The sequence below is a fragment of the Bacillus sp. 01N42_2 genome (assembly GCF_056399565.1).
Map to the genome: position 1 here is coordinate 1 of NZ_JBFTRO010000009.1, position 25221 is coordinate 25221.

Sequence of the window (25221 nt, forward strand, 5' to 3'; positions counted from 1 at the left end):
TGTTATCTAGTTTTGAGAGAACACTCTCAATGGTTTGGTGGCGATAGCGAAGAGGTCACACCCGTTCCCATGCCGAACACGGAAGTTAAGCTCTTCAGCGCCGATGGTAGTCGGGGGTTTCCCCCTGTGAGAGTAGGACGCCGCCAAGCTTTTCTAAAATTTTATCATCGCGGGGTGGAGCAGTTCGGTAGCTCGTCGGGCTCATAACCCGAAGGTCGCAGGTTCAAATCCTGCCCCCGCAACCAAAAAATAAAAATGGTCCGGTAGTTCAGTTGGTTAGAATGCCTGCCTGTCACGCAGGAGGTCGCGGGTTCGAGTCCCGTCCGGACCGCCATTTTCATTGTAAACGAAACGATCATGTTTTCGTTTTTTTTTGTGTTTTCTTTTAATACTTTCAGCTTGGTTTCTAACCAAGCTTTCTTTTATACCGTTAAAGTCTTGGATATTGAAACATAATCCGATACACTAGAAAGAGCTGTATTTTACAAGAGCGTCAGAAAGGGAGACGGGAGAAACATGGACGAATTTGATTTGATTCACAGTATTACTCCGCATTCGCATTATCATCCTTCCGTCGATGTTGGGATCGGTGATGATGGTGCGGTATATACAGCGTCATCTCACATGCAGCAAATTGTCTGTTTAGACACGATGGTGGAGGGTGTCCATTTTAAATCAGAGTACTCCTCTCCTCAAGATATCGGTTATAAGGCGCTCGCTGTTAACATTAGTGATGTAGCGGCGATGGGAGGCATTCCGAAGTTTTATCTGGTGTCTCTTGCCGTTCCCTCCTGCTGGCAGAAAGCTGATGTCAAGGCAATGTATGAAGGGATGGCGGAACTGGCGAAACTATACCGGATGGATTTGATCGGGGGAGATACCGTTTCCGCTGCCGGTCAAGCCGTTATTACCGTTACGGTCATCGGAGAAGTTGAAAAGAATCGAGCTTGTCTGCGAAGTTCGGCAAGACCCGGGGATGTCGTTTTTGTTACGGGAGAAATCGGCTCGTCCGCAGCGGGGCTGTCTCTTTTATTAGGAGAAACGCCTCCTTCTGCTTTTCATACGGGTGATTATTTTATCGAAAAACATAAACGGCCCGTGCCGAGGGTTCAGGTCGGCCGCTTCTGCTCTCAGCTTCAACGCGCGGCTCTGAATGATATCAGTGACGGATTGGCCAGTGAACTGCATGAAATAGCTGAGTCAAGCTCAGTTACGATAGAAATTGAAGAACAGCTTCTGCCGGTGCATCCGGATTTGCCTGAGACAGATCCTCAGTGGAAGAGATGGGTGTTATTCGGCGGAGAAGATTATGAATTGGCTGGAACGGTCTCTCAGCAGGAGTGGATCTCTTTGCTTGATTACTGCACGCAGTCAGGCATTCCGATTGCGAAGATTGGAGCGGTGTCTGAACGGAAGGAAGCAAGTGTTCTTTTGACAGCCAATGATCAGAGACAAATCGTCCTTGAGAAAAAAGGATACAATCATTTTAAATAAGACGGGTGACTCACTTTGAAGACATTACAATGGAGAACGAAAAACCCTGAAGAAACGAAAGCCGTAGCCAAGCTTGCCGCTTCATTGGCAAAGCCGGGAGACATTCTGACACTGGAAGGCGACTTGGGAGCGGGAAAAACGACTTTTACAAAAGGGTTTGCCGAAGGACTGGGGATCACAAGAGTGGTAAACAGCCCGACCTTTACAATTATAAAAGAATACCATGATGGTTCGCTTCCTCTATATCATATGGATGTGTATCGCATGGAGGATGAAAGCGAAGACTTGGGCCTTGAAGAATATTTTGAAGGACAAGGCGTCTGTTTAATTGAATGGGCTCATTTAATTCAGGATCAGCTGCCCGCTGAACGGCTGCAGATCGTCATCAAGAGAGCCGGTGATGAGGAAAGGGACATTACCTTTACGGCTTGCGGAACACGGTATGAAACGCTTTGTGAGGAGATTAATAAACATGACAATACTGGCAATTGATACGTCAAATTACACGCTGGGTGCCGCGCTCGTTCGTGAGAAAACGGTGATGGCGGAGTATATTACATATTTAAAAAAGAATCATTCCGTGCGGGCGATGCCTGCTGTCAATTCATTGCTGGAGGATTGCTGCCTAAAACCGCAGGACCTCACGAAAATAGCGGTGGCGAAAGGACCGGGATCGTACACTGGTGTCAGAATCGGTGTGACGCTGGCGAAGACTTTGGCTTGGTCGCTGAAGCTTCCGATTTCCGCTGTGTCGAGCCTTGAGGTGCTGGCGGCGAACGGACGGCATTTTCAAGGTCTGATCTGCCCGTTATTTGATGCCAGACGCGGACAGGTGTATACGGGACTTTATGAATATCAGGACGGCCGATTACAATCCGTTCTTCCTGATCAGAATGTGCTTTTGACGGATTGGCTCGGCATGCTGAAAGAAAAAGCGTCTCCGGTTTTATTTTTAGGGCATGATACAGCCATTCATGAAGAAACCATTCTGCATGAACTGACATCTCAAGCAGTGATGGGAACGGCTGCACAGCATAATCCGCGGCCGTCAGAGCTGGCGTTTTTAGGCTTGGAAAAAGAAGAAGCGGATGTCCACAGCCTTGTTCCGGATTATTTGCGTCTGGCAGAGGCTGAAGCGAAATGGATGGAATCTCAAAAATAGGGTGATGGGGATGAAAACGAAAACGGCGATTCGAAGCATGCGGCCGGAAGATATTGATCAAATTTATGAAATTGAAACAGCATCCTTCACTTCTCCGTGGACGAAGGATTCATTTTATCATGAGCTTTTGGAAAATCCGTATGCGCACTACCTTGTCATTGAAAAGGACGGCTGTCTGGCGGGGTACTGCGGAATCTGGATTATTATAGATGACGCGCAGATTACGAACATAGCCATTAAGCCGGAATACCGGGGCCAATCATTGGGAGAAGCGCTGTTTCGAGCTGCGGTAGAATTGTGCAGAGAAAAAAAGGCAAGGAGGCTCTCTCTCGAAGTCAGGGTCTCGAATCATCCCGCCCAATCCTTATATAAAAAATTCGGTCTTCAGGCCGGAGGAATCAGAAAACAATACTATACAGATAACGGGGAAGATGCGTTATTAATGTGGGTGACATTACATGAGTGAAAAACAAGATATTTATGTATTAGGAATTGAAACAAGCTGTGATGAAACAGCGGCTTCAGTCGTAAAAAACGGTAAAGAAATCGTTTCTAACGTAGTCGCTTCTCAAATTGAAAGCCATAAACGGTTCGGCGGGGTCGTGCCTGAAATTGCGTCCAGACATCATGTGGAGCAGATTACCCTAGTGATTGAGGAAGCTCTTTTAAAAGCGGAGATGGGCTTTGACGATCTTGATGCGATTGCCGTAACGGAAGGACCCGGACTTGTCGGAGCCCTGTTAATCGGAGTCAATGCGGCAAAGGCGTTAAGTTTTGCCCATCAAATACCGTTAGTCGGCGTCCATCACATTGCGGGCCATATTTATGCAAACAGACTGGTAGGGGAGCTTCAGTTCCCGGCGCTTGCTTTGGTTGTGTCGGGCGGACATACGGAATTGGTTTATATGGAAGAGCACGGTTCATTCGAGGTTATCGGAGAAACGCTGGACGATGCCGCAGGCGAAGCTTACGACAAAGTGGCGAGAACGATGGGGCTTCCTTATCCGGGAGGGCCGCAGATTGATAAGCTGGCTGCTGTGGGAACGGATTCTATTCCGCTTCCGCGTGCGTGGCTGGATGAGGGATCTTATAATTTCAGCTTCAGCGGGCTGAAATCAGCCGTGATTAACACACTCCATAACGCCTCGCAAAAAAATGAGGTGATTCCTCCTGAGGATCTTGCCGCAAGCTTTCAGCAGAGTGTCATTGATGTACTGACGGCAAAAACCTCTAAGGCTGCGAAAGAATACGGGGTTAAACAAGTGCTGCTTGCGGGAGGCGTAGCCGCCAACAAAGGGCTGAGAGCCGCTCTGCAGCAGGAATTCAGCCATCCGGGAGATCCTGAGCTTGTTATCCCGCCGCTTTCTTTATGCACGGACAATGCAGCGATGATTGCGGCTGCCGGAACCGTTGCTTTTGAAAAGGGAATCCGGGGTTCATATGATATGAATGGACAGCCCGGCTTGGAATTAACATCTTTTGATCGTCTCACGTTGTAAAACGTGAGGCTTTTTTTAATTTATTAACAGATAATTCTAACATATCCACAGGATTGTGAATATATTCAGAAATCCAGGCTGTATAAGGGTCTATAAGTTGTTAGTAAAGTGGATAAAGTCAGAAAATTTTGTGGATAGTGTGTATAAAGCGCTTACTTAAATAGCAGGCAAGGAGAAAAGCTGTGGATAAAAAAGCACCCCTTAAAGAGGTGCTTGACTTTTTCTATTCTTCTGAGGAGAGTTCTTCCCACTCCGCTAATAATCGTTCCAGCTCTTGATTCAGAGCTTCGTTCTCTGAGTGAATGGTCTGTACCTTTTCGTGATCCTGATACACGTCAGGGTCGCACAGCAGCTCCTCATTAGCGCTGATTTTCTCTTCGGCGGATGAGACGGCTGCTTCGATTTCTTCAATTCGTCTCAGGCGCTGCCGTTCTTTCTTTTTCCATTCTTTTTCTTCCTCGTATGTTCTTTTCGTGTCCTGTTTGACCTTGCCGGCAGGCTGTGCTTGCTCTTTTTCCTGCCGTTTCATTTCTTCCAATTCCAGCTGCTGGGCTTTTTTCTCGGTGTAATAGTCATAGTCACCCAAATATTCTTCGGCATGATCCGGAGACAGCTCCAGCACCCTTGTGGCGATCCTGTTAATAAAGTAGCGGTCATGCGATACAAATAACAGTGTTCCCGGATAGTCGATCAGGGCGTTTTCCAGCACTTCTTTACTGTCCAGATCAAGGTGGTTTGTCGGTTCATCAAGGATGAGAAAGTTTGCTTTTTGCAGCATCAGCTTGGCAAGCGCGACTCTTGCTTTCTCACCGCCGCTTAGAGAACGGACAGGTTTCAGGACATCGTCTCCGCTGAACAGAAAGTTGCCGAGGCATGTCCTGATCTCTTTTTCCGGCATGTCCGGATATTCATCCCACAGCTCGTCCAAGACGCGTTTAGATGAGGTCAGTTCGGCCTGCTCCTGATCATAATAGCCGATTGTGACATTGGAACCGTACGTGATCGACCCGGATTTCGGACTGAGCGTATTCGTAATGGCTTTCAGCAGGGTTGACTTGCCGATCCCGTTCGGTCCGACGAGGGCGGCGCTTTCCCCTCTTGTAATGCCGAAGGTCAGGTTTTTCAAAAGCGGCGGCTGGCCGTCATAGCTGATGGAAACATCCTGTACGCGAAGGACGTCGTTTCCGCTCTGTTTTGTAATGTCAAAACGGAAGGCGGCTGATTTTTCATCACCAAGCGGCTTTGCCATGACGTCCATCCGTTCAAGCTGCTTTCGTCTGCTCTGGGCTCTTTTCGTTGTTGATGCTCTGGCCAGATTGCGGTCGACAAAATCTTGGAGCTTGGCGATTTCGTCCTGCTGTTTTTCATACAGCTTCAGGTCTTTCTCATACTGCTCAGCTTTTTGTTCTAAATAGGCGCTGTAGTTGCCGAGGTATTTTTTGCTTTCTGTCCGTGAGACCTCGTACACTTGGCTGACGACTTTATCAAGGAAATATCTGTCGTGGGAGACAATCAGGATGGCGCCTGAATATCCCTGTAAATAATGCTCAAGCCATGTAAGCGTGTCGATGTCGAGATGGTTCGTCGGTTCATCCAAAATAAGCAGATCAGGCTGGGTCAGAAGCAGCTTGCCGAGAGCAAGCCTTGTTTTCTGACCGCCGCTCAGGCTTTGCACTTTCACGGAATCGTCAAATTTCCCGAAACCGAGGCCGTGAAGGATAGAACGGACGTCTGCTTCATACTGGTAGCCGCCTTTATCCTTGAAGTCCTGCTGAAGCCTGTCATAGGTTTTCATCAGCGTCTCAAGCTCCGCGGGGGCGGCCGTAGCCATCTTTTCTTCAATAGAACGCATTTCTTTTTCCATTGCTTTCAGGAAATCAAAAACACTCAGCAGTTCTTCTTTTATGGTAAGCTGGGATTCCAAGCCTGTGTGCTGGGCAAGATATCCCATCGTTAATTCTTTCGGTTTGATTAATTCACCCTTTTCATATGAAAGGTGACCTGCGATAATTTTAAGGAGAGTTGATTTGCCCGCTCCGTTTCTGCCTACAATGGCGATGCGATCCCGAGATCTGACTTCAAGCTTTATATTGTTTAAAATAGGATCAGCGCCAAAAGATTTGGACAGCTGATTAATTTGTAAGATCATCATATTATTTCACCTCTGTTATAATAAGTTAAGTGTAGCTTATCAACCTGCTGTCAGCAAACAATACATCAGAATTGGAACATTATAGGATAAGACATCAGGGAGAAAATAGTGTATGATCAGAAGTAAGGAGAGTTTAAATATGAATGGATTTTCTCATTTTAATGAAGAAGGCCGTGCCCGCATGGTGGATATAAGCGATAAATCTTCAACAGTCCGTACTGCCGCTGCAATATCCAGCGTACACATGAAGCATGACGTGTACAGCAGAATCAAAAACCGCGAGATCGGAAAAGGAGACGTACTGGCTGTCGCACAGGTGGCCGGAATCATGGCTGCAAAGCAGACCTCAGCGATTATCCCGATGTGCCACCCGCTTTCTTTAAGCAGCGTCGACATTTCATTCGGCTGGGAGGAAAAGGATTCCGAAGCCGTTCTTCATATACAGGCAAGCGTAAAAACGAAAGGGAGTACAGGTGTGGAAATGGAAGCGCTAACTTCTGCTTCAGTCTGCGCTCTGACCGTTTATGACATGTGCAAGGCGCTGGATAAAGGAATGGTCATCGGCCCGACCTGCCTCATGGAAAAAACGGGAGGCAAAAACGGTGATTTTAAAAGAGATGCATCTGAGTATAAAGTGGAGGACCAATCATGAACAAGGATCAATCAAAAATTCCGCAGGCGACAGCAAAACGGCTGCCGCTTTATTACCGCTTTTTAAAGAATTTACACGCGTCAGGAAAGCAGCGCGTTTCATCTGCTGAACTGAGCGATGCGGTAAAAGTCGATTCGGCCACGATCCGCCGGGATTTTTCCTATTTCGGGGCGCTCGGCAAAAAAGGATACGGCTATAATGTGGATTACCTGCTGTCATTTTTCAGAAAAACATTGGATCAGGATGAAACGACGAACGTCATTTTGATCGGTGTCGGGAATTTAGGGACGGCGTTTCTTCACTATAATTTCACAAAAAATAATAACACAAAAATATCTATGGCTTTTGATGTGAATCAGAGTAAAATAGGAACTGAGGTAGGCGGCGTGCCTGTCTATGATCTTAATGATTTAGAACTTCACATTAAGGATGAACCCGTGGCGATTCTTACCGTTCCGGCGGTTGCCGCGCAGTCAATCACCGATCGGCTCGTGTCGCTCGGAATCAAGGGAATCCTTAACTTTACGCCGGCCCGTTTGAATGTGCCGGATCACATTCGAATTCATCATATAGATTTAGCTGTAGAGCTTCAATCATTGGTTTATTTCTTAAAGCATTATTCTGTTTTGGAAGAAATTGAATAACGAAAGGAGGAGCTGCACATGATCGGTCCTGGAAGCCTGGCTGTTATCGGTGTGGTGGCGGTGATTATTTTCGGTCCGAAGAAGCTTCCCGAGTTAGGAAAAGCCGCGGGGGACACGCTTCGTGAATTTAAGAACGCCACTAAGGGATTAGCCGGTGAAGAAGAGGAAAAAAAGAAAGAAGAACAGTAAGATAGGATGACGCGTATGAGAGTGAATCAAATGACGCTTGTGGAGCATATTGCCGAACTTCGGAAACGATTGCTGATTGTGGCGTTATCCTTTACGGTTTTCTTTATTGCCGGCTTTTTTCTGGCAAAACCTATCATTGTGTATCTTCAAAAAGCCGATGAAGTAAAAGAGCTCACCCTTAATGCTTTTAACCTGACGGATCCGCTGTTTATCTTTTTGCAGTTCGCGTTTATTATCGGCATCATTTTGACTTCGCCGATTATTCTCTATCAGATTTGGGCGTTTGTCAGCCCGGGGCTGTATGAAAAGGAGCGCAAAGTAACACTCAGCTATATTCCGATTTCGATCGTGCTGTTTGTCGGCGGTGTGTCATTTTCTTATTATATTTTATTTCCGCTGGTCGTTGATTTTATGAAGCGGGTCTCGAATGACTTGGATGTCAATCAGGTGATCGGAATCAGCGAGTACTTTCATTTTCTGCTGCAGCTGACGATTCCGTTCGGGCTGCTGTTTCAGATGCCGGTGCTGATCATGTTTTTAACGAGGCTCGGGGTTGTCACGCCGATGTTTTTATCGAAGATCAGGAAGTACGCGTATTTTGTGCTGCTCGTGATCGCCGCGATGATTGCGCCGCCTGAGCTGCTGTCTCACTTGATGATTACGATTCCGCTTTGCATTTTATATGAGATCAGTATCCTAATCTCAAAAGCGGCGTACCGGAAAAGGCAGACCGGCAGCAGCGAATCCGATCAGGACGTATCAGCATAAAAAAAGCCATTTCTCCATGATGAGAAATGGCTTTTCTTTTATTTTTGATTTTTCTTCACTTTAAATGAGAAAGCGAACATTTTAAACGAGATGCTGATATTATAAGCGGCGAAAACCATCAGCAGTATGGAATAAAAAGACCACATGCTTCCCGGCGAGCTTGCGGCCAAATACGTAAAGATACAGCCGACTGCGAAATAAATCAAGCCCCAAGTCATTGGGTTCCTCATACAAACAATCCTCCAATAATTAATTGCATTTGTTCACTATGCTGTTCAATATATTTTTGGGCGGGGCCGAGCTGCATGACCACGACAATGGTATTCATCATGACATGGGCGAATATCGGCACAATAATCCGTTTCGTCTGCACATACAAGAACGCAAAGGTAAAGCCCATAGCCGTATATAGCAGCAGGTGTGTGAGGTCCTGGTGCACAATGCCGAAAATGACGGAACTGATCAGTCCGGCGAAAAAGAAATTCGTTTTTTCATATAATACACCGAAGATGATCTTCCGGAAAATGATTTCTTCAAGAATCGGCCCGACGATAGAAGAAACGATAATCATGAGCGGCATGGCTTTAATAATGTTGAGAATGGCTTTCGTGTTTTCAGAACCGCTGTTCACGTGAAAGACATACTGCTCAATCATTCCGGCGATACCCTGAGAAAATAAAGCGAGCCATATTCCCGCGACCGCCCAGAGAACGGACATGCCGGCGGATGCTTTCTTCCCGTTTCTTAATGTCTGCTTCGGCGCGGTTCTCAAAATCAAGAGAACGATAATCAGGCAGATAAAAAAGCTTACGACGGAATAAATCCCTTGAGCCATGGTGAGATTCGCATTCGTAGGATGCCCGCCCGCATAGCCGAATTTGTACATTAAAGGAATGCCGATCAATGCGGAAAGCTGCATGATAACGTATGTCAAAATGATATACCAATACTGTTTTCTCAAATGATATGTACTCCTTTATCCTATAAAATCAACTTATTTGTTTTTATTGTAACACAAGTGAACCGGACGTGAAAAAAGGAGAAAATCGCTGTAAGAGAGAATGATGTAAGCGTGAAAATTTTTTATTCTTATGACTTGAAATTGGAAGTGAGATTCTTTATTATAATAATTGTGTTAGCACTCTTTAGAGCTGAGTGCTAAAATTACATATTCATACTATTGAGGAGGTTATTACATTGTTAAAGCCATTAGGTGATCGCGTTGTCATTGAACTCGTAGAATCTGAAGAAAAAACTGCCAGCGGAATCGTATTACCGGATTCTGCAAAAGAAAAGCCGCAAGAAGGCAAAATCGTGGCAGCCGGTTCAGGTCGCGTGTTGGAAAGCGGAGAGCGCGTTGCTTTAGAAGTAAAAGAGGGCGACCGCATTATCTTCTCAAAATACGCCGGTACTGAAGTGAAATACGAAGGTACTGAATACTTAATCTTACGTGAAAGCGACATTTTAGCTGTTATCGGCTAAGCAAATAAATACTTTTAAAAATTCGAGGAGGTTTCGTTAACATGGCAAAAGATATTAAGTTTAGTGAAGAAGCACGCCGCGCTATGCTTCGCGGTGTCGATGCGCTTGCTGACGCTGTAAAAGTAACTTTAGGGCCAAAAGGACGCAACGTGGTTCTGGAGAAAAAATTCGGTTCTCCGTTAATTACAAATGACGGTGTGACAATCGCAAAAGAAATTGAACTTGAAGACGCGTTTGAAAACATGGGTGCGAAGCTTGTAGCTGAAGTAGCCAGCAAAACAAACGACGTTGCCGGTGACGGTACAACAACTGCAACAGTTCTTGCGCAGGCTATGATCCGTGAAGGCCTGAAAAACGTAACTGCGGGAGCAAACCCTGTCGGCGTGCGTAAAGGTATGGAACAAGCCGTAACTGTTGCAATCGAAAACTTAAAAGAAATTTCTAAGCCGATCGAAGGCAAAGAGTCTATCGCTCAGGTTGCTGCGATCTCTGCTGCTGATGAGGAAGTCGGAAGCCTTATCGCTGAAGCAATGGAGCGCGTAGGAAACGACGGCGTCATCACAATCGAAGAGTCTAAAGGCTTCACAACTGAGCTTGAAGTTGTGGAAGGTATGCAATTCGACCGCGGATATGCATCTCCTTACATGGTGACTGACTCTGATAAGATGGAAGCGGTTCTTGACAATCCTTACATCTTAATCACAGACAAAAAAATCACAAACATCCAAGAAATCCTTCCTGTGCTTGAGCAAGTTGTACAGCAAGGCAAACCATTGCTTCTGATCGCTGAAGATGTTGAAGGTGAAGCTCTTGCTACACTCGTTGTCAACAAACTTCGCGGCACATTCAACGCTGTTGCCGTTAAAGCTCCTGGCTTCGGTGACCGCCGTAAAGCAATGCTTGAAGACATTTCCGTTCTTACAGGCGGAGAAGTGATCACAGAAGATTTAGGTCTTGACCTGAAATCTACTGAAATCGGACAGTTGGGACGCGCTTCTAAAGTTGTGGTAACGAAAGAAAACACAACAATCGTAGAAGGCGCCGGCGATACTGAAAAAATCGCTGCACGCGTCAACCAAATCCGCGCTCAAGTGGAAGAAACAACTTCTGAATTCGACAGAGAAAAATTACAAGAGCGTCTTGCGAAACTTGCCGGCGGCGTAGCTGTCATCAAAGTCGGCGCTGCGACTGAAACTGAGCTGAAAGAGCGTAAACTTCGCATCGAAGACGCCCTCAACTCAACTCGCGCAGCTGTTGAAGAAGGTATCGTATCCGGCGGTGGTACAGCGCTTGTCAACGTATACAACAAAGTCGCTGCAGTTGAAGCTGAAGGCGATGCGCAAACAGGTATCAACATCGTGCTTCGCGCGCTTGAAGAGCCGATCCGTCAAATCGCGCACAACGCTGGTCTTGAAGGATCTGTCATCGTTGAGCGCCTGAAAAACGAAAAAATCGGCGTAGGCTTCAACGCTGCAACCGGCGAATGGGTAAACATGATCGAAAAAGGAATCGTTGACCCGACAAAAGTGACGCGTTCTGCTCTGCAAAACGCTGCGTCTGTAGCAGCAATGCTCCTGACAACTGAAGCCGTTGTCGCTGACAAACCGGAAGAAAATTCCAGCGGTGCAGGAATGCCTGACATGGGCGGCATGGGCGGTATGGGCGGCATGATGTAATCATCGCCTATAACCCTTGATCGTAGAGGGTTTATGAGGTTTTGAAACATGATTTGCTAACTTTTTGTTAACTTCGGTTATTTTTATAACTGAATATTACTCATTAGAGAAGGCCTTTTGTAAGTTCACTGAACTTATGAGAGGTCTTTTCTTCTATATTTTTGGTCATGTGAGCATAGATATTCATGGTTGTATTAATGTCTGAATGACCCAAGTCGTTCTTGAGTCTCTCTCAAGCCGGCTCCGGCTTCTAAAAGAAGAGAGGTGTGCATGTGTCGGAAGCTATGAGGAGTAATATGCTTATTAATCTCAAGCTTTCTAAGTAACCTTTGGAGTCGGATCGCTACTAGTTTCATCACTATCGGATAACCAATGTTGTCTGCAAAGATAAAACCTGAATCCTGATATTAACACTCGCTGTTTCATCTTTAAGAGAGAAAGTATGCTCATTAGAAATCTGGCGCGAATATCTATTAAACAAAAGCAATATGTCTAAAAAATTCTCCTGAAACCAATCATATTCTACGACAAATCCCAGGCTTAAGAGAAACAAGGACAACTTTTGGTATATGCATACAGAAGAGGGATTTCATTGCGAAAAAGTGATTGGAATAAAATATAACTTTTTCACATTAAATGATTATTCGTTAAATAAATGTATATTTTTAGATGAATCGATATGACGATCATGTCAAAGTTTTGTCATATATTAAAAAGTTAATTATGATCACGTTTTATAGGTTTTCATGACAAAATGACATTTAAACTTATATATTTATTTATCCAAAAAGCCCTAATGAGTCTGCAAACTCAGTGGCTTTTTTGAGCAATTTCTGCAATTTGCCCAAGTTGAAAAGATCTAAGGACACCATATTTTTACCTTAAATTTTGAAATGGTGTTTCAAATGTGTGAAATAGGGGAACTGATTCTGTTATGAAAAACTCAGGAATATGTAGACAAATTCAACTGAAACGCGTTGGGGTCATCCACATGAAGTTATGGTCTGAAGATATTTAAGATTAAAAAAAGCTCTCATCGTTTAAATTTTGGCGATTATATTTAGAAGTAGATGAGTTATTGGACATCTAAATAGGAGGGAAACGTTTATATCCTTTAGCGACAAGGTGTTCAGAAACTCAAGATCTTCTAAACAAAATCTTAGAGTGAATTTTTCGCGTTTTGATACCTGGACCCTTGGATGAAAATGTCTTGAATTGGGATCGATAAGAATGTTGAGCAGATAAGGTAGATGTCGTTCTTCCAATATGTCGGTGGGATTAGGAAAACAATCCAAGCGTCAGGTACAAGATCTAGAAATATAAAAAGGATATTTAAAATAAGTGTACTTATTAAATTATTATTAATTTTAGGTAATTGGAAATTCTTTAATATCACCAGATGTCTTAATTCCACATGATATTGGTGTTATTGTAGTTGATTTTTCAAGCCAATCATAATGCGGAAATAACCAAAAACTAGAATCTGTTCGAATGCTAACAAATTCTAAATTCCAATAAGGATTGGTTCCTGTTTGATCATGCCAAATTTTAATCAAAGGAATTGAACCTAAATCATTAATAGTTTCAATTTCAAAACTTGTAAAACTTCCTGATTCAAAATAGTTACCTTTGGGATCAAAAAGTTTAAACCAATGTGGTTTATGTTGTTCATCATGTATGATAAGAGTTATGGGAGCATCAGTACCAGAATCTTTTACTGTACTAGTTCTAAAATCAACATAATATAGTCCCATTATTATGAAAGTCCTTCCTCTTTTGGTTTTGGTATTTCTTTAATTATAGTATTAGAGGATAAAGGTAATGGGAATTTTTCGAGTGAAATGGAAAGAGATGTATTTTGAGAAATCCAACCTGAATAAGGGAATGACCAATATTCACCATCTTTTCGAATGATAACAAATTCTAGATACCAGCCGGGATTCGTTCCAGTATTATCATGTGAAACGTTAATTGTATTAATGTTACCTAAATCATTGGCAGGGTGAAGTGAAAAACTAGTATAACTCCCTGATTCAAAACAGTTACCATTGGTATCAGAAATTTCAAAACGATGTGGTTTATTTTGTTCGTCCTGTATGACAAGAGTTACAGTAGCATCAGTACCAGAATCTTTTACTGTACCGGTTTTAAAATCAACATAATATCCCATTATTATCATTTCCTCCAATACATAAATGTTATAATTTTAGTATGTACTTTTTTTAAAGTATATATACAAATGTTCCCCTTGGTTTATGAGGGTTTGTCAGGTGTAACACTATATTAAGGCCTCCTCACAAGTTTAATGAACTTGTGAGAGGCCCCTTTTTTATTTTTATCATTTATTTTCAAGGCAAAAGCGTTATAATGCATGCTATGGGGGCGCATATCATTGTGATACAGTTAAAGATTATATATAAGGGAGTATTAGTAATTTTAATAAGTGCCTGTTTTTTATTGTTTAATGGATGGTATTTTCATAAATGTATTATTGATCCGCATTACTACCAATTAACAGATTTTTCGGAAGAAGATATTCAAATTTTTGAGCATTTTTATAATATTGATCTACCTTCAAACACGAAGCTTATTAAAGCAGAGCAATTTGAAACTGGGGTAGGTAATTATTCTGCGATTTTGTACGTAGCATTACCTGCCAAAAAGGTAAAGCCTTTAGTTTCTGACTATTCTTATATGCCTATCTTTTATAACAATAGGTATACAGTATTTTATGGTGTTAATATTACAAACAGCAATAAGGAAACAGCACAAATTACATTTGGAGCAGACGATAGTTCGCTGAATGGTTCTTTATGGAGTAAGCAAGTAAGGAATCTCTTAGAATCGAAAGGGAAGTATATTGGCGTTTCAGATGAAACTTATGTTATTTCTGCGTTTATAATTAACATCATTTTTATTGCATTACTTGTTTGGATTTTGAAAAAGAGCAGAAGAACCAGAGTTTGAATTAAGAAATATTTGAACTCACCAGCATAATGTTGATTAGGAATACTTAAGGGTATATCGGACAGAAAGAGTTTTCATTGCACAGATCTTTATTAAATAATAACACTAAGCCAATTTTAAATGCAGTTCAAGGGTATTAGAATAGTCTTGTTTAATAGTATGGAAGGAAAGAGAAAGGGGGGAAACATGAGGAAATATTTAGGGATAGTGTCACTTATCATGCTGTTATTCACATTGTGTTTTCTACCCCATATTCATTGGGCGCTTGGAAGGGCACCTTGGCAAAGGTTTTATAGATCTGATACTTCAAATTTTAAGCTTCATTTCACAAGAACCTTAAATTTGCATTATTATTAATAAATTTCTATCATACTTATTCACTTCTTAGAAGAAAGATATGGAAAAGCCTCTGTTTTTTTTAGGAAAATATGTTATTATAATTGTGGATTTAAAATATTAAAAAGAAAAGAGGAATTCTAAAGATGAAAAAGTTAGTAATGACCCTGTTTACAGCAGTGCTTTTGGGTGTTGCCATTTTCGCAGGCGGGTCAGAAGCCTTAGCTATGGATTCGAAAGGTACAATCAAATTTAAAACAGATGCTAATACATATACGAAAAGTGCCACTTCCATTGTGGTTACGGGTACTTTGGCTAGGGACTTAGAGAATGGCTTTTCAGTAATTATATTAAATAATAAAGGTAAAGTATTTGCCAGAAAAGATATTTCGCATAGTATTGGTTCACGTAATTTTCGTGTGAGTTTTTCAACGAAAAATCTTCCTGCAGGTAAGTATGATGTGCAAGTTGGACAGGATTGGGGAGGAAGATATTGGTCAGGTGAACTAAAACATTATATTACAGTACAGCATTAATACGGCTGTATAAGTATTAACCTCTTGTTGTTAAAAAGTTTAACTTTAGAAATTTGTTTTCTGTGAAATATTAATTTTTCAATCAAGGTATCTTAATCAATTTACTGTATTGATTAAGATACCTTTTTATCTTTAAAAACAACAAGGTCATGAGTGTTTTTCAAAGCTCGTACCGCTAGCCGCAATGTAGTTGTCTTTTAAATGAGAATATCCATTTGCCCCACCTCACCCCGAATCCCAATCCCAGGCTCCCACGAATCAATCAGACGAATGGCTTTCTGATTCGATTCTATTGCTTTCGTTTTCTCTCCTTTTCGGTACAACAGCTGTGCCATTCCGTAATGATAGTAGATCAATTCAACTTGATTGGCGTTGTGTTTGTCATAGAGCATCTGTTTAAAGGCTTTTTCCGCTTTTTCGAGTTGATCACACTTGACGTAAGCCATGCCCAGGTTAAAATAGGCTTCTATCGTTTTTTCGCCGCCGTATGCGGCGCTGGTTGTGTTTGCCGCTTCGTATAATGTGATGGCTTCTTCATAGTGAGAGCGGGCGAAACTCAGGTCGCCGCGGACCAGAAGAACCCTGTGCCGGATAATGGGCGAGACGGGCTGATCTTTGATGCCGTCCAGCATTGCTGCCGCTTTGTCCGATTCTCCGGTTTTTAACAGCAGCCTCGATTGCAGGGCAGTTCCCCATACTTTTAAGTCATCGTGATCCGGCGCGCCTGATTGTTCGAGTATCTTCAGGCCGGCTTCTATTTGCCTGAGAGCTCCGTCTGAATCGTTGACTTCCATCAGCGCCCAGCCTGCCGTGTCGATCCTGAAGTAGGCTTCCCGTGTGTGTTCGCCTGATTGATGGGCGGCATCGGCGGCTTTTAATCCGTATTCGATTCGCAGGGGCAGGCTGATTCTGCTTAGAAAATGGCTGATACGGATGATGAGTTTAATCAGGATTTCATGTTGTCCGGTTTCGCTCGACCATTCGATGACCTTTAGGATATTCGGCCATTCTTTTTTCATTAGCTCTAAATTCCGTCCCAGCAGATAGCTCCAATAGATGGAATTCGGCTGTTCCCGTTTTATATGGGTTTCCGCATAATCCATATAATAATGCGCCCAGCGGCTTCGGGCTTCTTTTGCAAAATCATGATTTTCGGATAAGTGCTGTTCTCCGTAAGCGACAACGGTTTGATGGGCTGCGTATTGAATTCTTCCTTCGCTTCGTTCCGGCTGTATTAAAGCATATGATCGCATTTGCTCAATCGCGTAATGAAAACGGCGGGCGTCTAATCCGGCCGCTTGAGCCAAGCTTTTTTCGTCAGGGGGCTTAGCGAAAAAGCAAAGCGTCTGCCATAGTTTCCGTGTGTCTTCATGACATCTGTCCCATGTGCGGCCAAAGAGAACCTCAAACAATTCCAATAATGAGTAACCCGCTTGTTTAAGCTCTTGAATGAGCTGGGGAGCGGGGATGTCGTCGTCTGACATGTATGCAATGCTGAGTGCCATGGCCTTCGGGTTGCCGGCGGCTGCCGAGACAAATTCATTCTTAAGGTCAGGCGATAGCTGCAACAGCTGCTCCAGCTTTTCCCGTTTATGCGGGAGATTGCATGTTTGCAGACAGCGGTGCACTTCTTGATGGAAAAAATCAAGGGCATCCGTTTGTTCAAGACCGCTCAGCTGGATGGCCGCCAGTTCTCCGAGGCCGTCCCGATATGTCTGTTTTACGTTTTCACGTGCCGTAAGGAGGACTTTTACGCCTTGCGGAAGGCCGATGATAAATTCGAGAATGTCACGTTCCGCTGTATCAATGCCGTCAACGATCAGCAGCACGGGTTTTTCATTTGAATGAGCGGCTAATGCATTGCGGACGACGAACCGTTTTTCGTTGATGGATTTGTCGATTTGTTCGGTGCGTCCGAGCTGGTAGGCAATCGTGTTTAAAAAATCACTGAAGCTTAATCCTTTCCAGTCAGCGCTGATCCAGATGATGCTGTTGAATGCCGGCCAATTTGAAGAACCTCCGGCACAAAGGCAGGCTGCTTCAAGAGCAATCGTTGTTTTTCCCATGCCGGCCCAGCCTGTGATTAAACAGACCGGTGACGGAGAAAGCATCCATTGCCGGATCGCTTCTATATCAAAGCCGCGGCCGATAAAGTTCCCGGTCCGGCGTGACGGTAGGTTATGCGTGACGGACTGTTCTGTAAGCGCATTCGTTTCATGGCTAGGTCTGTCATGAAACAGCCGCTTCACTGCTTTTTCAACATCTTCATCACTCGGCGCTCCGAATGATCCGTCTTTCCGGCGTATTTTTGCTTTTTTTAGGCAAGACGCCGTCCAAACGGGTAATGCGGGTTTGATGACGGGAATGGTGGTGGTTTCCAGAAGGCCGGTCAGCCATTCAGGATCCATGTCGGTCTTTTCTATAATAATCCAGATCATGCCGAACAGCTTACCGTCGTCAATTCGTCCGGGAATGTAGTTTGCGCCCATCTGTCCGATCCAGCTTTTGATCGTGTTAGAGGACACGCCTAATCGGAGTGCAATTTTGTCTATATAAGACTGTCCTGCTTTTACGTTCTTTGTCCTTTTGATTTTGTAATCAGGATGAAGTTTCAGCGATTTGACGGCAGGCGCCAGCAGTTCTGCAAATTGTGCCCGGTTTTCAAGTTCAGCCATTAGCCTGCACCTCCTATTAGTACTATTTTATCAATTCAGTGTTTTTTGTATATGAAAAAATAAAAAGTACAGTGCCGCTGTCCTTTTATACAGCAGGAAAGGCTTTTACACGTCTTGAAAAGCAGATAAAATGGGGGCAGTAACAGAGAAAACAAAAATGTATGCACTTACATTTCAGAGCAGAGAAAGGATTTTGCCAAATGACTCACACAGTGCCTCAAAACATGAAAGCGGCGGTTATGCATAACACGAGAGAAATCAAAATCGAAACATTGCCTGTGCCTGAGATCAATCATGATGAAGTATTGATAAAGGTGATGGCTGTCGGAATTTGCGGATCTGATCTGCATTACTATACAAATGGCAGAATCGGCAATTATGTAGTGGAAAAACCATTTATCCTCGGTCATGAATGCGCGGGAGAAATTGCCGCCGTCGGATCGTCTGTCGATCAATTTAAAATAGGAGACCGGGTCGCTGTCGAACCGGGTGTCACATGCGGACGCTGTGAGGCGTGCAAGGAGGGGCGTTATAATCTTTGCCCGGATGTACAGTTTTTGGCGACGCCGCCGGTAGACGGCGCGTTTGTCCAATACATCAAAATGCGTCAGGACTTTGTTTTTTCGATTCCGGATTCACTTTCCTATGAAGATGCGGCTTTAATTGAACCGTTTTCTGTCGGTATTCATGCGGCCGCGAGAACGAAGCTTCAGCCCGGATCAACGATTGCGATCATGGGAATGGGGCCTGTTGGATTAATGGCTGTTGCGGCAGCGAAAGCATACGGGGCAGGCACAATCATTGTGACCGACTTGGAGCCGCTGCGGTTAGAAGCCGCGAAGAAAATGGGAGCGACGCATGTCATCAATGTCCGGGAACAGGATGCCCTTGAAGAGATTAAAACGATCACAAATGGAAGAGGAGTTGATGCTGCCTGGGAAACAGCGGGGAATCCGGCGGCATTGCAATCCGCACTGGCTTCCGTGCGCCGGGGCGGAAAACTGGCGATTGTCGGTTTGCCTTCTCAGAACGAGATTCCGCTCAATGTGCCGTTTATTGCAGATAACGAGATTGATATATACGGAATCTTCCGTTATGCGAATACGTATCCGAAGGGAATTGAATTTCTTGCTTCCGGCATTGTGGACACGAAGCACCTTGTAACGGACCAATATCCGCTTGAGAAGACGCAGGAGGCGATGGAACGCGCCTTTCAATACAAAAATGAATGCTTAAAAGTGATGGTATATCCAAATCGCTGATTGAACAGGGAGGATCTTTGCATTCTCCCTCTTGCTTATCAAAAAATGAAAACGGATTCTTGGGGTGGGATATGATGATTGAAACAGAAAAAGCAGCGGCAATAAAGACAAAACATCGCGGCCTGTCCTGGATGGAACGGATCGGATACGGGTTCGGCGATATGTCGTACAATGTGATCTTTCAGTTTGTAAACGCATACTTATTATTCTACTATACAGACGTAGGCGGCATTAAGCCTGCGGTTATTGCAGCTTTGTTTCTGATCGTAAGGGTGCTGGACGCTATTTTTGATCCGGTTATGGGCGTGATTTTAGACAAGACGAATACTAGATGGGGAAAGGCAAGGCCGTATCTGCTGTGGGTGGCGTTTCCTTTTGCGCTATTTACGTTCTTATGCTTCACGACCCCTCATTTCGGCGAGACGGGAAACATGGTATACGCGTACATCACCTATATTCTGCTTGGGATGTCCTTCAGCATGCAGACGATCCCAGTCAACAGCTTAACGGGGCGGATGACGAATTCCGTGGAGGAACGGACGGTTCTGACGACGACACGGATGATTTTGGTTTATATCGGAATTCTGTTATCGATTTCCTGTGCGGCACCGCTTGCGGACGCTATCGGCGGGAAAGACCAGGCGTTTGGTTTCCAGATGACGGCGCTTATTTATGCGGCGGTGAGCATCGCGTTGAATCTGTTCAGTTTCTTTACAGTGCGGGAGCGGATTCAGCCTGAAAAAAGAAAAAAACAAGGAATGAAAAAAACGTTATCTGTTTTGTTCAGAAATAAGCCTTTGCTTATTTTGGTCTCTTCATTTTTAGCGTTTGCGATCGGGTTTAACATTAAGCTCAGCACGATGGTGTACTATTTTACGTATAACGTCAGCCATAAGGAATTTGTGTTTTTAGGAACCGTATTGTTTTTCGGAGCGGCGCTGATCAGCAATCTGTTTATTCCTTTCTTTGCTGAGAAGCGGGGCCGGAAGCAGGTCATGATCATTACGGCGGCGCTATCGCTGATTTCTTATGTGGGCCTTCAGTTTACATCGTATTCCTCGATTCCGCTTATTTTCTTTTGGCTTTTTGTTTCTGGATTTTTCACGACGCCTTTGAATACCCTTGCTTGGGGAATGGTTGCCGATTGTGTCGATTATGCGGAATGGAAAACCGGGGTCCGGGCAGATGGCGTGGTGATATCGAGCATGAGTTTTATCAATAAGCTCGGCGTTGCGTTAGCCGGGTCATTTTCGGCCGTTTATCTCGGAATCGCCGGGTATGCTGCGAATACCGAACAGGCGGCATCGTCATTGAATGCGATTAAAAATATGAATGCGCTCATTCCGGGATTGTTCATTCTGCTGTCCATTATTCTTATTTCTTTTTATCCTTTAACTGAAAAAAAATATCAGCAGATGATGTCTGATCTGGAGCAAAGAGCTGTAAGATAAGTATATGTAAAATTTAAAATATTCAATGTAAACGGTTGTATTTATGACAGAAAGCACTATACTGAAACTATAATCGAGAATTGATAAATGAGTGTGATAATGTGGGAAGCCAATCTGTTATTTGTATTGGAGAATTATTAATTGATTTCTTTTGTACCGATGTGGATGTCGACTTGACGGAAGGGCGCAATTTCTTAAAAAGTGCCGGCGGGGCACCGGCAAATGTGTCGGCAGCGATTGCCAAATTGGGCGGAGACGCGGCTTTCAGCGGAAAAACAGGCAAGGATCCGTTCGGGTATTTTTTGAAGCAGACATTAGACGCCGTACACGTCGATACCTCTATGCTCGTCATGGATGAGAAAGCGCCTACAACGCTGGCGTTTGTTTCATTAAAACAAAATGGGGAGCGCGACTTTGTGTTTAACAGAGGAGCGGACGCTTTGTTTACGCTTGAGGATATTGATCAGGAAAAGGTAAACGATGCGAAAATCCTTCATTTCGGCTCAGCGACGGCACTGTTATCAGATCCGTTTTGCTCAGCCTATTTACGGCTGATGTCGATTGCGAAAGACAATGGACAGTTTGTTTCCTTCGATCCTAACTACCGTGAGGATTTATGGAAGGGAAGAGTTTCAGAGTTTATAAACACCGCAAAAAAAGCAATTGCCGTAAGTGATTTTGTGAAAGTCAGTGATGAGGAGCTTGAGATCATCAGCGGTGCGAAGGATCATAAAGAAGGTGTTGCGATCCTTCACGAGATCGGGGCCGGCATTGTGGCGGTGACACTCGGAAAAAGCGGAACCCTTCTTTCAAATGGAAAAGATCTTGACATCATTCCGAGTATTCAGGTGACATCAATAGATTCAACGGGAGCGGGAGATGCGTTTGTCGGCGCGGCGCTGTATCAGCTGGCACGCATTGATGAGATTCAGACGGCAGCCGCTGATTTTGCGAAGCTGCGTGATATTGTCTCATTTGCCAATAAGGCAGGGGCGCTCGTGTGCACCAAAATCGGTGCGATCGATGCTTTGCCGAGCTTAAAAGAGGTTGAAGTATCACTTTAAATATGGAGGATGTTTCTTGAGAGTCATCGGACTTCGGGAAGCATCCTTTTTTATTTAGGACTGAAAGCCTTTTCGATATACGGTATACTCTATAGAGATATCCAGTAAATTGAACCATTGTGAAGTACATACAATAACGTTTTTATCAGGTCCCGAGTAAAACCAAGTTTCTGCTGCTGCCGTCATGTACAGGGTGACGGCCTTTAAATATTGGACTGCGGAGGAATGTTCATGAAACATATTTTTCTTATTGTGCAATGCACGTTTTCTATTTTTTGTTTTTTCTGTCTCGCTGCTGTGAATTGGTATCAGGGGAGTGAGCTTGTTACTGATTCGTTTGATTGGAATTATACGGCTAAATTTTCAAAGCTGCTGAATGGGACGGATACAATTACAAGGCCCGAGCAGATATCACAGCTGGATTTCTTTGTGTATTCTGCTAAGCATTATCCGTTAGTGAGCGGATTGATGATCGGGCTGTTTATTTATTTTTTGTTTTCACTGTATTTGGTCATGAAGAATATCCGCCGGCAAAAATGGGTTCAATGAGACTATTTTCATATAAAAATACATGAATTCATGAGAAAATGAAACTTTTTTCGAAAAAAATCAGTATATATAACTGTGAACTTGTTACTATTTAACTTTAGGAGGAAAATGAAAAATGAGTATTTTAGGAAGATTTAAAGACATTATGTCAAGCAATATCAATGCGTTGCTGGATAAAGCTGAAAACCCTGAGAAAATGGTTGATCAATATTTGCGGAATCTGAACAGTGATTTAGGAAAAGTGAAGGCGGAGACGGCTTCTGTCATGGCTGAGGAACAGCGGGCGAAAAGAGCGTTGACGGAATGTCAGGCCGATGCCGAAAAGATGGAAAGCTACGCGATGAAAGCTTTACAGGCAGGCAATGAAGCCGATGCGCGGACATTTTTGGAAAGGAAAGCGGCTGTTGAAACAAGACTGACTGAGCTGCAAACGGCTTATCAGCTAGCTTCTTCCAACGCGTCTCAAATGCGCAAAATGCATGACAAGCTTGTTGCTGATATCGGAGAGCTTGAGTCGCGGCGAAATGCCATCAAAGCGAAGTGGTCTGTGGCGAAAACACAGGAAAGAATGAATAAACTGGGGTCCTCTGTGTCAAATGCGGGCCAATCGCTGACCGCTTTCGGCAGAATGGAAGACAAGGTCAACCGGGCGCTTGATCATGCCAATGCGATGGCTGAGCTGAACGCGTCTCCGAAAGACGATATTGACGAGCTGACGGCTAAATATGACAGCAATCAAAGCAGTGTTGATGATGAACTGGCGGCGCTCAAGCAGAAAATGCTTTTCAGTAAAGATCAATAGAAAGCGGGCTGCAGCTTTGTCCGATATAAAGAGAAAGTGAGAGAAACAGAATGATCATTTCTTATAAATGTCCGAACTGCGGAGATGATATGGTCTTTGACAGTTCATCCGGCATGCTGACATGTCACAGCTGCGGGCGGCAGGATCAGATTGAAAGCCTGCCAAAGGAGTATATTACGACGAGATTTTCCGAAAATGAGGCGAACGAGTACCGCTGTGAGAACTGCGGCGCGGTTCTGATGACTGAGGCGGAAACGACTGCCACGACGTGCGGATTTTGCGGAGGAGCCGCCGTTCTCGCCGACCGATTATCAGGAAACCTCGCGCCTTCCATGGTGATTCCTTTTACGATCAGTAAAGAAGAGGCCATGAGCGCTTTTAAAAAGTGGTGCCGAAACGGCCGGCTGACACCGAGGGGATTTATGACTGCCGATCGGGTGAAGAGTATAACCGGTATGTACGTGCCGTTTTGGATGTTTGACTTAAACAGCAAGGTTCAGGTCAATGCCGTTTGTACGAGAGTGCATCATTATGATGATGGCGAATATCGGGTGACGGAGACCGAGTATTACAACGCGTACCGTGATATCAATCTCGATTATCTCAAAATTCCGGTCGACGCTTCAGAAAAAATGAATGATGAATTAATGGACAAATTGGAGCCTTACGCTTACAGTGAGCTGAAGGAGTTTAATACGGCTTATTTAGCTGGCTATATAGCGGAAAAGTACAATTATACCGATGACGATCTCTTTCCGCGGGCGAAGGATAAAATCAGCCATTATATTGATTCTTATATCAGATCCACCTTCTCCGGCTATACGACGGCTGACATAACGGATGAACAGATTCAGACGGATAAGATCAGCAGCTTTTACGTGCTGCTTCCGGTCTGGATGGTCAGCTACGATTATGAGCGGACTGAGCACATTTTTGCGATGAACGGGCAGACGGGCAAGGTTGTCGGCAAACCGCCGATCAGTGCCGGAAAAGTGGCTGCTTGGTTCGGCGGCATAACCGCCGGTGCGTTTTTAGCATTAAGACTCGTCTCACTTATGATAGGAGGCGGTTTTTGATGAGAGGATCAATGAAAAAAGCGTGTCTCTTCTGCTTCGTCCTTTTTCTGATGCTGTCTTTTTCTTTACATACAACAGCGTCTGCTGCGGAACAGAAGCAATATGTTTATGACAATGCTCATTTATTAACGAAGGATGAAACGAAGAAACTTGAGGAATTGGCGGGGAAGCTCGGGGCAAAGCGCCATACCGATTTTATCATTCTTACCGTAAACGGAACGGACGGTAAGGACATCGAGCAGTATGCCGGTGATTTTTATGACAGTCATTTTAGCGGAAGCACGGCGATATTAACCATTGATATGAAGGACCGGGAAGTGTTTATCTCCGGGTATAAAAAGGCGGAGACGTATTTGAACAGCAGCCGGCTGAATACGATCAGGAATACGATTTCGTCAGACATTTCCGCAGGTCATTATGAAAAGGCATTTAAGACCTACATTAAAATGTCTTATAAAGATATGGGGAAAAGCCCGGACAGCAAGTCTGACAATCTGCTGCTCACATGGTGGTTTCAGCTGATTATCGCCGCAGCCGCAGCCGGTATCGCCGTCACCGTGATGGTGTACAATTCCGGCGGCAGGGTCACCGTCACCGGAAGCACGTATATGGATCACGATACGTCTGAAGTGCTGGACCAGCACGACACATATATCCGAACGGACGTGACAAGGGAAAGAAAGCCTGACAAAGATAATGACAATGACGGCGGAGTCACGAGGGGCGGCACGTCTTACAGCGGAAGCAAGGGAAGCTTTTAAATTTAACGTAAAGGATTTGAACAT

The 25221-nt window shown here is 44.2% G+C and carries 27 protein-coding genes, 2 tRNA genes and 1 rRNA gene; 23 read left to right on the forward strand and 7 right to left on the reverse strand.

Features of this window, described 5'->3' with window-relative positions:
- The first annotated feature begins 33 nt into the window (after positions 1–33).
- From rrf to tsaD, 8 genes are all read left to right on the forward strand, one after another.
- Positions 34–149, forward strand: a 5S ribosomal RNA gene (gene rrf / locus AC1DN5_RS16730).
- Between the two features lie 19 nt (positions 150–168).
- A tRNA-Met gene (locus AC1DN5_RS16735) sits at positions 169–245 on the forward strand.
- 12 nt (positions 246–257) lie between these two features.
- Positions 258–334 (forward strand) — tRNA-Asp (locus AC1DN5_RS16740).
- Between the two features lie 182 nt (positions 335–516).
- On the forward strand, positions 517–1494 hold the full coding sequence (thiL, locus tag AC1DN5_RS16745; RefSeq protein WP_366970118.1) for a thiamine-phosphate kinase: 978 nt from the start codon (positions 517–519) through the stop codon (positions 1492–1494).
- A 15-nt stretch (positions 1495–1509) separates the two neighbouring features.
- Complete coding sequence (gene tsaE, locus AC1DN5_RS16750) at positions 1510–1986, forward strand: tRNA (adenosine(37)-N6)-threonylcarbamoyltransferase complex ATPase subunit type 1 TsaE (RefSeq protein WP_045926870.1); 477 nt, start codon at positions 1510–1512, stop codon at positions 1984–1986.
- Positions 1967–2656 carry a tRNA (adenosine(37)-N6)-threonylcarbamoyltransferase complex dimerization subunit type 1 TsaB gene (tsaB, locus tag AC1DN5_RS16755; protein WP_366970117.1) on the forward strand — a complete coding sequence of 230 codons (690 nt, stop codon included), beginning with the start codon at positions 1967–1969 and terminating at the stop codon, positions 2654–2656. Before tsaE ends, tsaB begins: the two co-directional genes overlap by 20 nt.
- Positions 2657–2666: 10 nt before the next feature.
- A complete protein-coding gene (gene rimI / locus AC1DN5_RS16760; protein ID WP_016937067.1) occupies positions 2667–3122 on the forward strand; it encodes a ribosomal protein S18-alanine N-acetyltransferase in 456 nt (151 codons plus the stop codon).
- Positions 3115–4155 (forward strand): tRNA (adenosine(37)-N6)-threonylcarbamoyltransferase complex transferase subunit TsaD, encoded by a 1041-nt coding sequence (gene tsaD, locus AC1DN5_RS16765; protein ID WP_016937066.1) that lies wholly within the window; start codon positions 3115–3117, stop codon positions 4153–4155. Before rimI ends, tsaD begins: the two co-directional genes overlap by 8 nt.
- 223 nt (positions 4156–4378) lie before the next feature.
- Here tsaD and AC1DN5_RS16770 read toward each other — a convergent pair whose 3' ends face one another.
- A complete protein-coding gene (locus AC1DN5_RS16770; RefSeq protein ID WP_045926868.1) occupies positions 4379–6307 on the reverse strand; it encodes an ABC-F family ATP-binding cassette domain-containing protein in 1929 nt (642 codons plus the stop codon).
- A 139-nt stretch (positions 6308–6446) separates the two neighbouring features.
- On the opposite strand from AC1DN5_RS16770, the gene moaC reads away from it, so the two are divergent.
- The 4 genes from moaC to tatC are packed head-to-tail and all read left to right on the forward strand — an operon-like array spanning position 6447 to position 8560.
- A complete protein-coding gene (gene moaC / locus AC1DN5_RS16775) occupies positions 6447–6959 on the forward strand; it encodes a cyclic pyranopterin monophosphate synthase MoaC (RefSeq protein WP_003155986.1) in 513 nt (170 codons plus the stop codon).
- On the forward strand, positions 6956–7603 hold the full coding sequence (locus AC1DN5_RS16780; RefSeq protein WP_016937064.1) for a redox-sensing transcriptional repressor Rex: 648 nt from the start codon (positions 6956–6958) through the stop codon (positions 7601–7603). The genes moaC and AC1DN5_RS16780 overlap by 4 nt, the downstream gene beginning before the upstream one ends.
- 18 nt (positions 7604–7621) lie before the next feature.
- Positions 7622–7792, forward strand: coding sequence for a twin-arginine translocase TatA/TatE family subunit (locus tag AC1DN5_RS16785; RefSeq protein WP_003155981.1), 171 nt, complete (start codon positions 7622–7624; stop codon positions 7790–7792).
- A 6-nt stretch (positions 7793–7798) separates the two neighbouring features.
- Positions 7799–8560: a twin-arginine translocase subunit TatC gene (gene tatC, locus AC1DN5_RS16790; protein WP_095241917.1), complete on the forward strand. Its 762-nt coding sequence runs from the start codon at positions 7799–7801 to the stop codon at positions 8558–8560.
- Positions 8561–8598: 38 nt separating this feature from the next.
- Here the strand turns inward: tatC and AC1DN5_RS16795 are convergent, their stop codons facing one another.
- Together AC1DN5_RS16795 and AC1DN5_RS16800 are read right to left on the reverse strand one after the other, a co-directional pair.
- A complete protein-coding gene (locus AC1DN5_RS16795) occupies positions 8599–8790 on the reverse strand; it encodes a YdiK family protein (protein WP_003155975.1) in 192 nt (63 codons plus the stop codon).
- Positions 8787–9521, reverse strand: a complete 735-nt coding sequence (locus tag AC1DN5_RS16800; protein WP_060963432.1) for a CPBP family intramembrane glutamic endopeptidase — start codon at positions 9519–9521, stop codon at positions 8787–8789. The genes AC1DN5_RS16795 and AC1DN5_RS16800 overlap by 4 nt, the downstream gene beginning before the upstream one ends.
- A gap of 236 nt (positions 9522–9757) precedes the next feature.
- Here AC1DN5_RS16800 and groES point away from each other — a divergent pair, with 236 nt between their 5' ends.
- Positions 9758–10042, forward strand: coding sequence for a co-chaperone GroES (groES, locus tag AC1DN5_RS16805; RefSeq protein ID WP_003155970.1), 285 nt, complete (start codon positions 9758–9760; stop codon positions 10040–10042).
- 41 nt (positions 10043–10083) lie between these two features.
- Positions 10084–11718 carry a chaperonin GroEL gene (gene groL / locus AC1DN5_RS16810; protein ID WP_366970116.1) on the forward strand — a complete coding sequence of 545 codons (1635 nt, stop codon included), beginning with the start codon at positions 10084–10086 and terminating at the stop codon, positions 11716–11718.
- A 194-nt stretch (positions 11719–11912) separates the two neighbouring features.
- On the opposite strand, the gene AC1DN5_RS16815 is transcribed toward groL, so the two are convergent.
- The 3 genes from AC1DN5_RS16815 to AC1DN5_RS16825 form a co-directional block, all read right to left on the reverse strand.
- The gene (locus AC1DN5_RS16815) at positions 11913–12074 is read right to left on the reverse strand and encodes a tyrosine-type recombinase/integrase (RefSeq protein ID WP_223152434.1); all 162 of its coding nucleotides are present in this window, start codon (positions 12072–12074) and stop codon (positions 11913–11915) included.
- A gap of 1011 nt (positions 12075–13085) precedes the next feature.
- Positions 13086–13472, reverse strand: a complete 387-nt coding sequence (locus AC1DN5_RS16820) for a PLAT/LH2 domain-containing protein (RefSeq protein WP_016937061.1) — start codon at positions 13470–13472, stop codon at positions 13086–13088.
- Between the two features lie 2 nt (positions 13473–13474).
- Complete coding sequence (locus AC1DN5_RS16825; protein ID WP_016937060.1) at positions 13475–13888, reverse strand: PLAT/LH2 domain-containing protein; 414 nt, start codon at positions 13886–13888, stop codon at positions 13475–13477.
- Positions 13889–14085: 197 nt separating this feature from the next.
- On the opposite strand from AC1DN5_RS16825, the gene AC1DN5_RS16830 reads away from it, so the two are divergent.
- Together AC1DN5_RS16830 and AC1DN5_RS16835 are read left to right on the forward strand one after the other, a co-directional pair.
- A complete protein-coding gene (locus AC1DN5_RS16830; protein ID WP_029575256.1) occupies positions 14086–14685 on the forward strand; it encodes a hypothetical protein in 600 nt (199 codons plus the stop codon).
- A gap of 482 nt (positions 14686–15167) precedes the next feature.
- Positions 15168–15557: a hypothetical protein gene (locus tag AC1DN5_RS16835; RefSeq protein WP_016937058.1), complete on the forward strand. Its 390-nt coding sequence runs from the start codon at positions 15168–15170 to the stop codon at positions 15555–15557.
- A gap of 197 nt (positions 15558–15754) precedes the next feature.
- Here the strand turns inward: AC1DN5_RS16835 and AC1DN5_RS16840 are convergent, their stop codons facing one another.
- Complete coding sequence (locus tag AC1DN5_RS16840) at positions 15755–18232, reverse strand: NB-ARC domain-containing protein (RefSeq protein WP_366970115.1); 2478 nt, start codon at positions 18230–18232, stop codon at positions 15755–15757.
- A 200-nt stretch (positions 18233–18432) separates the two neighbouring features.
- On the opposite strand from AC1DN5_RS16840, the gene gutB reads away from it, so the two are divergent.
- The 7 genes from gutB to AC1DN5_RS16875 all read left to right on the forward strand — a co-directional run bounded on the left by gutB (position 18433) and on the right by AC1DN5_RS16875 (position 25197).
- Positions 18433–19494, forward strand: a complete 1062-nt coding sequence (gene gutB, locus AC1DN5_RS16845) for a sorbitol dehydrogenase (protein WP_045926864.1) — start codon at positions 18433–18435, stop codon at positions 19492–19494.
- Between the two features lie 74 nt (positions 19495–19568).
- On the forward strand, positions 19569–20945 hold the full coding sequence (locus AC1DN5_RS16850) for an MFS transporter (RefSeq protein ID WP_366970127.1): 1377 nt from the start codon (positions 19569–19571) through the stop codon (positions 20943–20945).
- A gap of 101 nt (positions 20946–21046) precedes the next feature.
- On the forward strand, positions 21047–22009 hold the full coding sequence (locus AC1DN5_RS16855) for a carbohydrate kinase family protein (protein ID WP_064778063.1): 963 nt from the start codon (positions 21047–21049) through the stop codon (positions 22007–22009).
- 231 nt (positions 22010–22240) lie between these two features.
- Complete coding sequence (locus AC1DN5_RS16860) at positions 22241–22558, forward strand: DUF4306 domain-containing protein (RefSeq protein WP_366970113.1); 318 nt, start codon at positions 22241–22243, stop codon at positions 22556–22558.
- 115 nt (positions 22559–22673) lie between these two features.
- Complete coding sequence (locus AC1DN5_RS16865; protein WP_366970112.1) at positions 22674–23360, forward strand: PspA/IM30 family protein; 687 nt, start codon at positions 22674–22676, stop codon at positions 23358–23360.
- Positions 23361–23410: 50 nt separating this feature from the next.
- On the forward strand, positions 23411–24436 hold the full coding sequence (locus AC1DN5_RS16870; protein ID WP_025649882.1) for a TFIIB-type zinc ribbon-containing protein: 1026 nt from the start codon (positions 23411–23413) through the stop codon (positions 24434–24436).
- Positions 24436–25197: a TPM domain-containing protein gene (locus tag AC1DN5_RS16875; protein WP_366970126.1), complete on the forward strand. Its 762-nt coding sequence runs from the start codon at positions 24436–24438 to the stop codon at positions 25195–25197. The genes AC1DN5_RS16870 and AC1DN5_RS16875 overlap by 1 nt, the downstream gene beginning before the upstream one ends.
- The last annotated feature ends 24 nt before the right edge of the window (positions 25198–25221 follow it).